The organism is Asticcacaulis tiandongensis, assembly GCF_006475605.1.
GTDB classification, from domain to species: Bacteria; Pseudomonadota; Alphaproteobacteria; order Caulobacterales; family Caulobacteraceae; genus Asticcacaulis; species Asticcacaulis tiandongensis.
In genome coordinates this window covers 215147-229171 of the sequence record NZ_SSBC01000010.1, presented here as the reverse complement: position 1 = coordinate 229171, position 14025 = coordinate 215147, and the positions used below count along the sequence as shown (strand labels likewise).

General features: G+C 54.8%; 11 protein-coding genes. 5 read left to right on the top strand and 6 right to left on the bottom strand.

Annotated features, from left to right (window positions below):
* Positions 1–1773 (bottom strand): tetratricopeptide repeat protein, encoded by a 1773-nt coding sequence (locus E5201_RS05080; RefSeq protein WP_140984920.1) that lies wholly within the window; start codon positions 1771–1773, stop codon positions 1–3.
* 90 nt (positions 1774–1863) lie between these two features.
* A complete protein-coding gene (locus E5201_RS05075; RefSeq protein WP_140984919.1) occupies positions 1864–3546 on the bottom strand; it encodes an electron transfer flavoprotein-ubiquinone oxidoreductase in 1683 nt (560 codons plus the stop codon).
* Positions 3547–3670: 124 nt separating this feature from the next.
* Between E5201_RS05075 and E5201_RS05070 the strand changes: the two genes are divergently transcribed.
* Positions 3671–4522, top strand: coding sequence for a uracil-DNA glycosylase (locus E5201_RS05070; protein WP_140984918.1), 852 nt, complete (start codon positions 3671–3673; stop codon positions 4520–4522).
* Positions 4523–4653: 131 nt separating this feature from the next.
* Positions 4654–6423 (top strand): lytic transglycosylase domain-containing protein, encoded by a 1770-nt coding sequence (locus E5201_RS05065; protein WP_140984917.1) that lies wholly within the window; start codon positions 4654–4656, stop codon positions 6421–6423.
* Here E5201_RS05065 and E5201_RS05060 read toward each other — a convergent pair whose 3' ends face one another.
* Together E5201_RS05060 and E5201_RS05055 are read right to left on the bottom strand one after the other, a co-directional pair.
* A complete protein-coding gene (locus tag E5201_RS05060; RefSeq protein WP_140984916.1) occupies positions 6424–7098 on the bottom strand; it encodes a glycosyltransferase in 675 nt (224 codons plus the stop codon).
* 15 nt (positions 7099–7113) lie between these two features.
* On the bottom strand, positions 7114–8355 hold the full coding sequence (locus tag E5201_RS05055; RefSeq protein WP_140984915.1) for a class I SAM-dependent RNA methyltransferase: 1242 nt from the start codon (positions 8353–8355) through the stop codon (positions 7114–7116).
* Between the two features lie 229 nt (positions 8356–8584).
* Here E5201_RS05055 and E5201_RS05050 point away from each other — a divergent pair, with 229 nt between their 5' ends.
* The gene (locus tag E5201_RS05050) at positions 8585–9004 is read left to right on the top strand and encodes a glycine zipper 2TM domain-containing protein (protein ID WP_140984914.1); all 420 of its coding nucleotides are present in this window, start codon (positions 8585–8587) and stop codon (positions 9002–9004) included.
* A 182-nt stretch (positions 9005–9186) separates the two neighbouring features.
* Here the strand turns inward: E5201_RS05050 and E5201_RS05045 are convergent, their stop codons facing one another.
* Complete coding sequence (locus E5201_RS05045) at positions 9187–10329, bottom strand: type I restriction endonuclease (RefSeq protein ID WP_246050403.1); 1143 nt, start codon at positions 10327–10329, stop codon at positions 9187–9189.
* 7 nt (positions 10330–10336) lie between these two features.
* Entirely contained in the window at positions 10337–11452 is a 1116-nt protein-coding gene (locus tag E5201_RS05040) for a glycosyltransferase (protein WP_246050402.1), read from the bottom strand.
* A 169-nt stretch (positions 11453–11621) separates the two neighbouring features.
* Here E5201_RS05040 and E5201_RS05035 point away from each other — a divergent pair, with 169 nt between their 5' ends.
* Complete coding sequence (locus E5201_RS05035; protein WP_140984912.1) at positions 11622–12788, top strand: hypothetical protein; 1167 nt, start codon at positions 11622–11624, stop codon at positions 12786–12788.
* Positions 12785–13954 carry a hypothetical protein gene (locus E5201_RS05030; protein WP_140984911.1) on the top strand — a complete coding sequence of 390 codons (1170 nt, stop codon included), beginning with the start codon at positions 12785–12787 and terminating at the stop codon, positions 13952–13954. Before E5201_RS05035 ends, E5201_RS05030 begins: the two co-directional genes overlap by 4 nt.
* The last annotated feature ends 71 nt before the right edge of the window (positions 13955–14025 follow it).

Here is a 14025-nt window from a genome sequence, read left to right as displayed (position 1 = left end):
TTACGGCGCTTTGGCGGTGGCAAGCCTTGGCTGAGGCATCTTAGCCGCCGCATCCAGTTTTTTCTGAACACTGGCAATCTGCTTTTCGTCGGCATCGAGCGTCAGCACACGCGCCCATTGATAACGGGCCTCAATGTGACGGCCCATCGCCTGATAGACGTCCCCCAGATGCTCATTGACCTCAGGATCAGCCGGCTCAAGGGCAATGGCCTTTTCAATCCACTCCAGCGCCTCGGCATATTCGCCCTGGCGGTAATAGCCCCAGCCCACCGAATCCATAATCGCCCCTGAATCCGGACGGCGAATCAGGGCGCGCTGCACCATGCTCAGGGCCTCATCAAGGTTCTGGTTACGCTCGATCCAGCCATAGCCGAGGAAATTCAGCAGGTCGGGATTTTCCTCATCCAGCGCCAGACCTTTTTTCAACGCCGCTTCCGACCGTTCCCACTGATCCAGTTCGTGATAGATAATGGCCTGAATGAACCAGCCCTGCCAGCTGACGGCCTCTTCGCCTTGCGCGGCAACAAAGCCCTCAAGCACCTCAAGCCCCGCCTGATAGTCCTTCTTTTCCCACAACAGGCTTACCCGCTGCACCACCAGATCGATGTCAGCCGGATTTTCCGCCGAAAGCTGTGAAAACAGCGCCAGCGCCCCGTCATGGTCATCCTGCTCCTTAAGGCTCCAGGCCATGCGCAGACGGGCTTCGTTATAATAGACCGAAGACTCGGCCACCTGTGCCCATTCGGCCTGAGCAGAGTCATGGTCACGCAGTTTAACAAGCACCTGCCCCAGCAACAGGCGAGTGCGGTCATCGCTCAAACTGTCGGTTTCAGGGGAGGCATATTGCGCCATCCTCAGGGTCGCCAGCGCCATTTCCGGCTGCTGCTCGCTGGCATAGAGCGTCCCCGTCATAAACAGGTTATCGGCCATGATCTGACGGTAGGACGGCTTTGGCGGTTTTCTATAGCCTTTGCGCTCCAGCGCCTGATAGGCGCGACGCACCTGCGCATCCTCCGATGAACTCAGGATGCTGGCATAGAGGTCTTCAGCCTCGGATTTACGACCACGCCGTTCAAGAAACGCCCCGTAATAGGGGCCGAACAACACGGTTGCCGGCCCCGGCTCACAAATCAGCTTATAGAGTGCTTCGGCTTCTTTGTGCTTGCCCCGCAGTTCCAGAAGCCGCGCCTGATCCGCTGCCTGAAGGTAAAGCATAAGGCCGTCGCGTTGCGTCAGACCGCCCGTCAGTTTGGCGGCCATATCCTTGTCTATGGCCTTGTCCCACTGTCCGGCCATGGCATAGGCTGCCGGTTGCAACAGAAGACCTGAACGCTCATCGGCATCGATATCGAGGGCTGCCGCCAGTTCCGGTAAGGCCTCACGTGGTTTATTGGCACGAATGGCCCTGAGTGCCTTTACCTCATGGCCGACCATGCGTGAAAAACGGCTTGAGGAATCCGACTGAGGCGCATTATCCGCCGCAAAATCGAGATACCCCCCCAGAACGGCCGACAGGAAAGCCTTTTCCTGAAGGGCGCGATTATCGGGGTCTGATTCTGCTGATTCCATCAGGGCGCGCGCCGAAATCTGCGTGTCGCCTGCATAGATGGCATATTTGCCAATCAGATACTGACCGTAGGCGCGATTAAAATCGGCCTGAGCCGTTGAGGCCGTCAGCGGCGTCAGGCTGAAGGCCAGCATCGCCGCCCCGGTCAGAAGATATTTTCCGGCGGTCTTTCGTGCCGGTGAGCACAGGGTCAACTGAGCGGGCATATGATCAAAGGCACTTTCTGTAAGCGTGTATTCTGAGTGAACCTCTGAATGACGGCCGGATCAAGTCCCCCGCTCGCTTTTACCGCTAAATTACATATTCGGATAGTTGGGGCCGCCCCCGCCTTCGGGCGTCGTCCAGACAATATTCTGTGTCGGGTCCTTGATATCACAGGTTTTGCAGTGAACGCAGTTCTGGGCATTGATCTGGAAACGCGGCTTGCCGTTCTCCTCCACCACCTCATAAACCGCCGCCGGACAATAGCGCTGCGCCGGTTCGGCATATTTCGGCAGGTTGATGGCGATCGGAATCTCAGGGTCCTTAAGTTTAAGGTGAACCGGCTGATCTTCTTCGTGGTTGGTGTTGGAGACAAATACCGACGACAGCTTGTCGAAGCTCAACACCCCGTCCGGCTTCGGATAGGCAATCGGCTTGTAGTCCTTAACCAGTCCCGTGGATGCGGCATCGGTCTTGCCGTGCTTAAGCGTTCCCCACGGTGAAAAACCACCCAGAAGCCCCGTAAGCGTCATGTCCACACCGCCCAGAATCGTACCGGCGAAGGTGCCGAAACGACTCAGGAGCGGCTTCACATTGCGCACCAGCTTCAGTTCGCGGGCAATGTCGGACGCCTGATAGGCCTCGTCATAGGCCGTAAGCGTTGCCGGTGCCTCAGCGCCGGTCAGGGCCGCAAAGGCCGCATCTGCCGCCAGAATACCGCTTTTCACGGCATTATGACTGCCCTTGATGCGCGGCACATTTACAAAGCCTGCCGAACAGCCAATCAGCGCCCCACCGGGGAAGCTTAAGCGTGGTACGGATTGATAGCCGCCTTCGGTAATCGCCCGCGCCCCATAGGACACGCGTTGCCCGCCCTCAAGGTGTTCACGCACCACCGGATGCTGCTTGAAACGCTGAAATTCATCGAACGGCGACAGATAGGGGTTCTTGTAGTTCAGATGCACCACAAAGCCCACGGCGACATACCGGTCACCAAAATGATAAAGGAACGAACCGCCCCCCGTGGCATTATCCAGCGGCCAGCCAAGCGTATGCTGCACATAGCCCGGACGGTGCTTGTGCGCCGGAACCTGCCACAGCTCCTTAATGCCCGTGCCATATTTCTGAACCTGACTGTCGCGGGCCAGATCGAATTTTTTGATGACCTGCTCCGACAGCGATCCGCGCACCCCTTCGGCAAAGAAGGTGTATTTTGCCCTGAGTTCCAGACCGGGCTGGAAATCGGCTTTTGGCTTGCCCTCACGATCAATGCCAAACACACCGGCCACAACACCGGCCACAGCCTCGTCTTCGTTATAAAGCACTTCCGAACAGGCCATGCCCGGATAGACCTCGACGCCTAAGGCTTCGGCCTGCTCAGCCAGCCAGCGCGTCAGATTGGCCAGAGACGCAATATAGCAGCCGTGATTTTTCATGTAGGACGGCATAGGCAGCCATGAAATATCCAGCGCACCTTGCGGCCCAAGATAGATAAAATGATCCCCGGTCACGGCGGTCTCAAGCGGCGCACCGCGTTGTTTCCAGTCGGGGAAAAGCTGATTAAGGCCCGACGGATCAATCACCGCTCCCGACAATATATGCGCACCGATTTCAGAGCCTTTTTCCAAAAGCGCGACACTAATATCTGTGCCCGCCTTTTCCGCCTGCTGCTTCAGGCGAATAGCCGCCGAAAGGCCCGCAGGGCCGCCCCCGACGATGACCACATCATAGTCCATCGACTCGCGCTCAATGCCTGCAATGGCCGCCGCTTCGGTCATGCCGTCGTTCCTTCTTCCTTGACGCCTCGGTATTTATATGGCGATTGGTTGTGACACAGCTTCCGCAAGGATAGTCAAAAGCTGTCTTTGATTATTGTGGCAATTTCTTCAGGCATTAGGGTTCATGTCTTCTTCCGTCAACAGCCTGTCTTCGGAATGGGAAAGCTATCTGCGCTTTTTCCTCGATCATGAGCTTGAAGAAGCCTATGAATTACAACCTATTAACCGAACCGTCGAAGAAAATAAATCCCGTTTTGCCCCAAAGCCGCCCGAAGTGGTCGCCACCCTTGTGGCACCGGCGGCTACAGCGGCCACGGGTGCGGCCTTACGTCCTGAAAATCTTAAGTATTTTGACCTTGATCTGGCCATATCTCAGGCCAAAGACCTGATAAGGTCAGCTACGGACATGACCGGCCTTTATAAGGCGCTCGACGATTTCGAGGCCTTTCCGCTCAAATATGAAGGGGCCAGACAGAGGGTTTCAGGACGGTTTGCGAATCCGGAAAGTCAGACCTCAGACTATCTGATTATCGGCGATGTCCCCGACACAGACGAAGACAGCACCGGCCGCGTCTTTTCCGGAAAAACCGGTCGCCTGATGGATACGATCCTCAAGGCGCTGGGCATTTATGACCAGAGCTATCTGTTGCCGGGCCTGTACTGGCGACCGGCAGGCGGGCGTCCGGCCACCGACGAAGACGTGCAGCTTACGGCCATCTTTACGCAAAAAGCCATAGAGCTTCTGCGGCCTCATCGGGTGATCCTGCTGGGCGCGACCGGCGCACGGGTGACGCTCAATACCACCGAAGGCGTACAGAAACTCAGAGGCCGCCGCTTTGATATTTCCTGCACGGATGGCCACAAAATCCCCGCATTCGCCAGCTACCACCCCTCCCTTGTCCTGACGCAACCTATGGCCAAAGGCCTGCTGTGGCGGGATTTACTGCGTGCCACGGCCCCCTCGCCCAAGGCATAAGGCTAAACCGCGACCTGAGGGGTTGCCCTGTTATTAATATTTGGTTAGGTTTCCCCCCTCACCCTGGGCGGGCCCTTACGACAGCTTAACCGATCGGCAGTTTTGTCGAAACTCTGCGAAGGAAGCAATGCATGATGACTGCAGGTTTGCGTCCGCTTTTTTGCGCTGTATCTGTCTGGGCTCTGCTCAGTGTTCCGGCCCTTGCCTCAGACACCGTTACCACCGCCTCAGATGACGCCAACATTAACGCCTTCCTGCAATCCAAAACGGCGGTTAAAACCCCCGATAAGCTACTGGCCTCCGCCCCGACATCTGAGTCCGGCCCCAAACCCTATACCAGCCTGCGCCAGTCACGCCCCCTGAACTCCCCCCTCCGGGGCATGAGCCTCAGTGATACCGAAGCCTACCGCACGGCCTTTACCCTGATTGACAAGGGCGATTTCACCGCTGGCGAAGCGGCAGTGGCCAATGTCAGTGATACATCTCTCATGGGCTATATCAGCTTCAACAAGCTGTTTCACGCCAACTACAGTTCGACCTACGAAGAACTGATGCAATGGCTTGATCTCTATCCCGATCACCCTCAGGCCATGCGCGTCTGGAATCTGGCAAAACGTAAGAAACCCCAAGGAGCCGAAGACCCGCCCTTCCCGATTCTCGCGGCCAATTCAGGCACTGCGCGTAAACTGACCATCACCAGCCAGAGCCTTGGGCCGCGCACCGAAATCAAGGCGGCCACCGCTGGCCCCGATTCGAACCTGACGCCGAAATCCGCCCGTTCCGCCTATAATAATAATCAGCTCGAAGAGGCTATCCGCTTAGGCATTCAGGTAGGCGACCGCTGGGTGGCCGGTCTCGCCGCCTGGCGCTTGAAACGCTATGCCGAGGCACAAAAACACTTTGAATTTATCGTCAATGACCCAAGCCAGAACGCCTGGAGTCAGTCTGGCGGGGCCTATTGGGCCGGTCGCAGCGCCCTGAAACAGAAAAAAGCCGAAGAGGCTGATTTCTATTTCAAAATCGCCGCCTCATTCCCCTTTACCTTCTATGGTCTGGTGGCCGAGCAAAGTCTCGGGGTTGAACCGGCGGTCGTACGTGCCCAGCGCGGGCTTCATCCCGTCCACAGCGCGGACACGCGCGGCCAGTATAGCGCCAGCCTCAAGGCTGATCTGAACTGGACAAGGGATGACCCGCAGGCACTACGCGTCAATCACCTCATTCAGCTGAACCGCCGCACCGATGCCCGCACCGAACTTCAGGCCGCGATCCAGAGTTCACCGGACGAAGAGGCGCGCAACCGCTGGCTGGCCTATGCCAGTCTCCATGATCTGTCGATCAGCAAGATCAAGCCTACGGACCGTTTGTTTGATCCCTCACTCTATACCATGCCGGAATTTGAACCCTCCGGCGGCTATAAGATCAATAAGGCATTGATCTTCTCTCTGGCTAAAAAAGAGAGCAAATTCAATCCCAAGGCCAAGAGTTACGCTGGCGCCTACGGCCTGCTGCAACTGGCACCGGCCACAGCGGCCATTGTCACCAAAGACAACAGCCTGATGCGCAATCCTGACCGGCTGCTTGATGCCAACTATAATATTACCATTGGTCAGGACTATATTTTACGGCTGCTGGGCACCAATATTGTCGATGGCGATCTGTTCCGTGCCATTGCGGCCTATAATGCCGGTGAGAAGTGGGTCCTTGAGGCCAAGCGGTCACTGGGGGAAGATGCCGATCCGCTACTGTTCCTTGAATCGATCCCTGTCGCCCAGACCCGCCAATATACCGAAGAGGTCATCGCCAGCTACTGGATCTACCGCCAGCTTATGGGCAAGGAAAGCCCCACCCTTGAGCACGCCGCCACCGGCGCACGCCGCATCGATATCCTCAAAGACCTCTGATCAGTTGGGTTTCTTCGTTGGCGGCTTGGGCGGAAAGCCCAGACCATAAAGCACCAGACGGCTAAATCTGGTCACCAGCGACAGATACCAGCCGCCCCTGCGGAAACGCTCCCCATTGGTGACAAGCGCTGCCGGTATGGCCCGCAAACGCGCCCGACCGAGCGCCAGATCCATCCCCAGATCCTCATAGACCACCCGCTCCTTATAGCCGCCCACCGCATCATACAGCGGCCGCGACAACAAAAGCCCGTGATCACCGGTCGGCAAGGCCAGCCAGCGCGAATTAAAGGCTACAACCTCACCCCACAATCGGGCAAACCATGACGGATCATCAAAGCTCAGACGGAAATATCCGGCACGCAGCGGATGACGTTTGATATGCTCCTCCACATGGCTCATCCAGCCCTCCGTCAGCAGGGAATCGGGATGAAGGATCAGAAGCCAGTCCCCCCTTGCCTCACGACAGCCCTGCCACAGTTGCAGTCCACGATTGGCGTCGGTTCTGACAATGCGGCAACCGGTCGAATCGGCGATCTCAAGCGTGGCGTCTTCGGAACCCCCATCGGCAATGATCACTTCCTTGATCAGCCCGTCCACCACCGCAGGCACCAGACCTGAAAGGGTGCGCACCAGCGTCGCTTCGTCATTGAGGGTCGGGATGATAACCGAGATCAAAACCTGTGCCTTTAATTATCGTGAGAAGACGGCCACCAGTTCCACATGGGTTGACCATAAGAACTGATCTATAGGCGTCACCTTATCGAGTTTAAAGCCCGATTGCGTCAAAATCTGAGCGTCGCGGGCAAAGGTTTGCGGATTACAACTGACGCCTATAACCTTACTGACCTTTGACTGCGCCAGTTCACGGGCCTGCGCCTCGGCACCGGCACGCGGCGGATCGAACACCACCGCATCAAACACCGACAGTTCTTCCCTCACCAGCGGACGCCGGAACAGGTCACGCGTCTCCGCCCGAATGGGCTTAAGACCAGGCGCACGGCCAATCGCCGCCTTAAGCGCACTCACAGCCCCACCCGCACCGTCAACGGCATAGACACTGGCAATTTCAGCCATCGGAAAGGTAAAGGCACCCGCCCCGCAAAACAGATCAGCGACGTTTTTACAGCCGGCAATCGCCTCTTTCACCAGTCCGACCATATCCGCTTCGGATTTGGCGGAAGCCTGTAAAAACGACGCCGGCGGCAAGTCGACCAGTGCCCGACCAAAACGCACGCTCGGCAAGCGGCTCTGATAGAGGATTTCCTCAGACAGGGTAATGCGCGCAATATCATGTTCGCCCGCGATCATAGCAATCTGCATACGAGCATCAGCACTTAAGCCGCCGCTTTTGTTGCGCTCAACCCCCCTGATGTCGATATCCAGCCCCGTCTGCGACAGGGTCACCTGAAGGATCGGTGCCGATTTCGGATGCTCAAACAGCACCGACGCAATCTCAGACAGATAGGGTATGGCCCTGATCAGCGCCGGATCGGCCACCGGACATTCCTCAATGCGGACCTGTTCCCAGGATCTGCGCATCTTGAAGCCCAGTTCGGTGCGCCCCTTTATCTTTTTGGCATGAAGCCCAACACGGCGACGCGTCTCAGGCGGTGTCGTCAGGATTGGCCCAAATTCGGTCTCAAGGCCAGCCTTTTCAAGGACAGATATAACCATGTCGCGCTTCCACGCGCTGTAAGGGGTCATCTCCCAATGCTGCAAGGCACAGCCACCGCAGACACTGAAATGCTTACAGGGTGGCTCTGTTCGCTCAGGGCTAAGGCTTAATACCTCAAGCAGGCGAGCCTGATTGTCCTTACCCACGGCAATACGCACCTGTTCATCCGGTAAGGTTAAGGGCACAAACAGGCCCTCAGGCGTAATACCATCGCCCTGAAAGCCTACGCGCGTGATTGTACTGACCTGTTCACCCATAACCTGTGCCTTTAAAAACCAGCGCTGTCATAAGGTCAAAGCCGCGCCGGAACCAAGCCCTAATTCCCGTTTCATCCGCTTTTCTAAAAAAATGCCCGATGAACGAAGATGAACGAACCTCTCAAGTGCCGTTCAGGTTCGCCCCCTTATAAAGGGTCTCATCAACGGCCCCACAGACGAAAGTCCCCCAGACAAAAGTCTTTAAGGCCAGAAATGAAGGAATTAGATCATGTTCAAGACCAGCAAAACCCAAAAGATTATCATGTCGGCATTGGCGTCTGGCATGATCCTCAGCGCAGGCCTGGCCGGTACGGCCTCTGCCCGTGACTACCGTCATTACGATAACCGCTACGAAACCTGCGGTGATCGTAAGAGCACCAACAAGACCAACGGTGCGATCATCGGCGGTCTGGCCGGTGCGGCCCTGGGTAACGGCGTCGCCGCTGACAATGCCAAGACCGAAGGTATGGTCTTAGGCGCGGTTCTGGGGGCAGTTGTCGGCTCTAAGGTCGGTAAGGACAATACGACCTGCGCCAATACCCGCTACTACAGCAATGACCGCCACTATGACCGCCGCGACAACCGCCGTTATGACAATCGTCGCCACGACCGTCATGACCGCTACGACCGCTACGGTCGTCGTTACTAGATTATGACTTCATACTTCCCCATCTTTGATGGGGAAGGTGGCAGCGAAACAAATGTTTCGCTGACGGATGGGGTTTCTTACTTCCTTTTAAGGTAAGGTAAAAATTCCCACCGCCACTATTGAAGCATACAGACTTGGATCCAACTCCCCCGCGTCACCCCACGACGCGGGGATTTTTTTACTCACACATAGCCCTTCGCCGTTACTAACAGTTCGTCAGCAAACCTATAGATATCGTCCAATGACTCGATCTCATAACGGGTTTCTTTTTTATCCTGATCAAACAGTCCGATGTATTTTTTAGCCCTATTAAAGTGCCGGCGGCATAAAGGCTTTCTATTGTTATCGTCAATTAGCACACCAAAATACGATCTGGTGTCACGGCTACTCACCCTGCCAATATCAATTTCTTTTCTGACTATTGCTTTAACAATATGAAATCCATCAACCTCATCTTGTGTGGTCACAATATCTTCGCCACTCTCTTCGTCACTCTTTATCTCAACATCAACTTCGTCTGCGACCGTCGTTGCATTTGAGCTCTTCAGAGCAGCTTTTAAACGATCACTAACTTGATCATTAATGTATTGGGAGAGTGATTTTTTGACCAAAACAGAAAACTGGTCTCTTACTTTTTTCGTAAGCGTGCCGTCATAAACTTTTGTAGCAAAAAATCTTACCAATCCTTCTTCAGGATGAAGAATTTGGTTAGAAATTTCCTTTTTAATCTGGCCAATATATTTCAATTCGCCAGCAGAGCTAATAATTGAATCAATATCAAAATATTCTTTTGTTAGCTTCTTTAATTCCACAATATGATTGTCGTTTACGGACAATAAATCCAATTCCAAAAATGGACGTTCATCCATTTTATTAGGCGCGTCCAGATCGGTGAAAAATTTGTAAATACGTCCATTCGTAAGAATGGATATTCTAGCTTTTTCAACGTGGAAATATCTGAAAAGCTGAGACGCATTATTAATATTCAGCTCTTCACCAACCTTCTTACACTCAATCAGAATTTGTATGTCGCCACGATTCACAATTGCGAAGTCTATTTTTTCGCCTTTTTTTGTGCCGATATCGCATATGTGTTCAGGAATGACCTCATTAGGATCAAACACGTCATACCCAAGTACGTTGCTTATAAACGGTAAGATTAGGGCATTTTTCGTGGCCTCCTCCGTTTTAATAAAGGGAGCCTGTTGTTTCACTTTTTCCGACAGAGCGTAAATTTTTTTTGGGTAAATTCCATTTTTCCCCTCCATAAATAAAGCATAAATATGGAGGAGAAATGTTAACTTACGGTTGCCTAGGCCGATCACACAACCACTAACTCCCTTTTTTCTGGTTCCACGCCAGAACGCGCGACGCCCAATAGTTCAGGATACCGATCAGGAAGGCCGGAATAACGCCCGCCAGAATGAACTCGACCTGCGCGGACTTAAGCAAAATGCCGATCCACCAGTTCAGGATCGCCCCCGGCGTACAGACCAGACAGAAGATAATCAGCCCCTTAAGGATCGGACCAATACCTTTCAGGCGATGATCACGGAACGTCAGACTGTTATTAAGGAAGAAATTCCACACCATGGCCAGACCAATGGCCACAATCTGGGCATGGCCAAATTCCGTAACGGTTGAATAACCGATCAGCTTGAAGAAAGTCAGGATCAGTGCGCTGACAACCACACCAGACATACCGACGGCGGCAAACAGCACGAAGCGCGCCGGAAGCAGCCCGCCGGTGCCTTTTTCAACCAGCAGCGCCCCCAGATCGAGGATGACGCGCAGGTCGAGCTTTGATTCGCCGCCCTGACGCTGACGCAGAGCCGCCTTAACTTCGGCAAAACGCGGCTTGACCTTGGTCGACGCCACCAGATCGACCAGAATTTTGAACCCCACCCCAGTAAGATTGGGCCGCGCCGTCTCATACCAGTCGCGCGTCATCATAAAGCAGCCGCTCATCGGATCGGAAAGCGGCGCTTTCAGCACCAGATGCGTCGCCTTTGTGGCCAGACGCGAGGCAATATCACGCCCGAAACTTAAGCCTGTATCGGATTTCCCCAGATAGCGCGACACACACACCAGATCCTTGTCACCCTTAAGGATAATGTCCGCCAGTTGTCGAATCGCCTGAGGGTCGTGCTGCCCGTCGCCATCCATAATGCCCAGTATCCGGCCATGCGCGACTTCCCAGCCCTTTATGGCCGCAGACGACAGGCCGCGCTCCCCCACCCGCACCTGAAGGCGCACACGTGGATTTTCCTCGGCCACCCGCAGCACTTCAGCCTGCGTATTATCCGAAGAATCATCATCTACGACGACGATTTCGTAATCAATCCCTGTTAGGGTATCACAAATTTCATTGACAACACTGGCAATGGCGGCACCCTCATTAAGGGTGCAAATGATCAGACTAAGATCGGGCGAAGAACGCGTTGACAAGAAAAACTCCTGAATTCTTTTCTATATGCCATTTTTCGGGCCCATATGATCGTCTATTGGGGCAAAACCAAGACCAGCCTTATAGCTTCTTTTCTGCGAAAGCTACACATTGTCTCCAGTCGCCAAACGCATTTTTCCGTCACATATAAAACAGTGGCTGATCGCTCTTTTGTTCCTGTTACCACTTACCGGTGGACTGATAGGTAAGCTGGATCGCTCAGACAGCTGGTTCGGAGATTACAGGGCTATAGCCTGCGGCGCCCAAAAGGTGATGGAAAACGGGCGTCTCTATGACATGGGCCTGCATTGCAAAGGCTTCGACAAGACGGCGGTCTATGTCTATTTACCGGTCGTCGCTGAAGCCACCGCTGAAATTGTTGAGCGTGTTGGTCAGCAAGGCCTCCTGTTCCTGCATATAGTCCTCTATGGCCTGAGCCTTTGTGTTCTTTTAGGAGGCGTATATCTTCCCACCTTCAACCGCCTAAGCCTGATGCAGAAGATACCCTTTGCCGCCTTTCTGACCGGAAGTGCGATCTCATGGGGCAATGTCGCCGTGGTCTGTCACGCCTTAATTCTCCTGACCGCCCTGAGCGCAAAAAGGTTCCCGTGGCTGTTTGTGGGGGCGGTTGTGCTATGTGGCATCATCAAGCCGGTCTTCCTCACCTATCTTATTGTCCTGCTGCTTCTGGACATACCGGTCTGGAAACGGGTCAGTTGGTTCTCTGCCGGAGCCATTGCCGGCGTTGCACCTACGCTTTGGTTTGCCGCTCAGGACACGGCTTTGTCGCAACAATGGGAGGCAACTCTTTCCTATTTTGTCTACGAACTTACCCCCGGCGACAGCTTCTATGGCTGGCTCGACCTGATCGGCATCAGCGCCGACAACCCCTTCGCCGCGTTGGGCTGGGCTTTGTATGCGGGCCTGATGACCTTAAGCGGCATAAGCCTTGCCGAAGGGCTAAAACTTGATGCCCGAAGCCGTATCTGGCTGGGCCTGAGCCTTGGGGTGTTGCTGATTCCGCGCCTGATGTCACAGGACTTTTTTCTGATCGGGGTGGGTCTGGTGATCATCGCCCTTAATACGCACACGCTCGAAAGCGCAAACCGGTCTGTCCGGTTTATAGCCGATCGGGGACAAACCGTCCTTACCACCATCTGTGTGTTTGCGCTGATTGGCGGCGCGGTTGATCTTGGGGACTATACGACACGCATCGCGACACTGGCCCTCAGTCTCTATGTACTTGCCTTGGGCGGACTGACCTTCACCCAGCGTTATGGCGACATTCTCGGGTGTCTTTTCCCCTTGAAAACCAACCTGCTCAAGGCCCCCCAATGACGACGAACGTGCTTGAGCGCTACACCCGCAAGCCCTGGCAGATAAGCTTGTGGGCTTTCTTTTTCACCATGCCCGTATGGTCAAGTCTTCTCGGGCGTCTGGTTAAGGGCAAGTGGTGGTTTAACGATTTCGATGCGCTCATTTGCGGTGCCGACCATTTGCGGCGCGGCCTGTCACCCTATAGCCTTACCCCTGTATGCGAAGGCCTCAACCCTGCCCCTTACGTCTATGCGCCGCAGATCGGTCAGGCCTTTGCCCCCTTGCTTGAAATGCTCGGCTTTTCCGGCCTGAAAGCCCTTTATGCCCTGGCACTACTGGCAGTACTGGGGTTCTCCTTCTGGTTTATCCTGATCAGGAAATGGCCACGCGTACCGCTGGTGTGGCGGCTTCTGGGTTTTGGCGTTCTGACCGGCTCATCGATTGCCAGCGGCAATATCGGCCTGATGCTGCACGGCCTGATCCTCATAGCAGCCCTGAACCTGCATCGTTCCCTTATTCCGTTCGTTATTATAGTTCTGCTGGCCGCCTGCATTAAGCCCTTCCTGCTGACCTATATGATCGTCCTGATGTTTACCGAACAGCCTTTCAGAGCGCGCCTTGTCCAGACTGCGGCCGCAACTATGGTAGGCGCAGTTCTGGTGGCCGCCCTGTTTCTTAATGCCCCCTATGCCGCCGAATGGTCCACCTTGCGCGATTCGATCGTCGCTCAGGAACAAAGCGGCATGAGCTGGTTCAGCTGGATGAATGCGCTGGGCTTTGACACCTATTCCCCCACAAGCCTCGGCGGACTGGTGATCTATCTGGCATTGACCAGCCTGTGCGGCCTGATAATTGCCGAACGCTCCGGCGCGGACCGAACCGAACGCATTATCATTGGCCTGACCTTTGCCCTGCTGCTTAATCCGCGCCTGATGGACTATGATCTTCTGCTCATGCCACTGGGTATGGCGGTGATCGTCGCTTTAAGCGCTTCCGCCGGAACCAAACCCTTCCGCCTGATCAGCCTCAGCTATCTGGCTCTGTCCGCCCTGTGTCTGGTTCTGCGCATGGCGGATATTTCAGGCTATGCCCCCGACAGTGTCGCCGTACTGGCCTATGTGCTTCTGGCTTATACACTGGCATTTTTGCAACGCCGTCAAAGCTTTATCATACCGCCTTCACGGTAATTTGCCTCCCATAGGCTACATCCGCCGCATTGATAACACAAATGCGCCCCCTTCGCCGCAATGCGAACGCA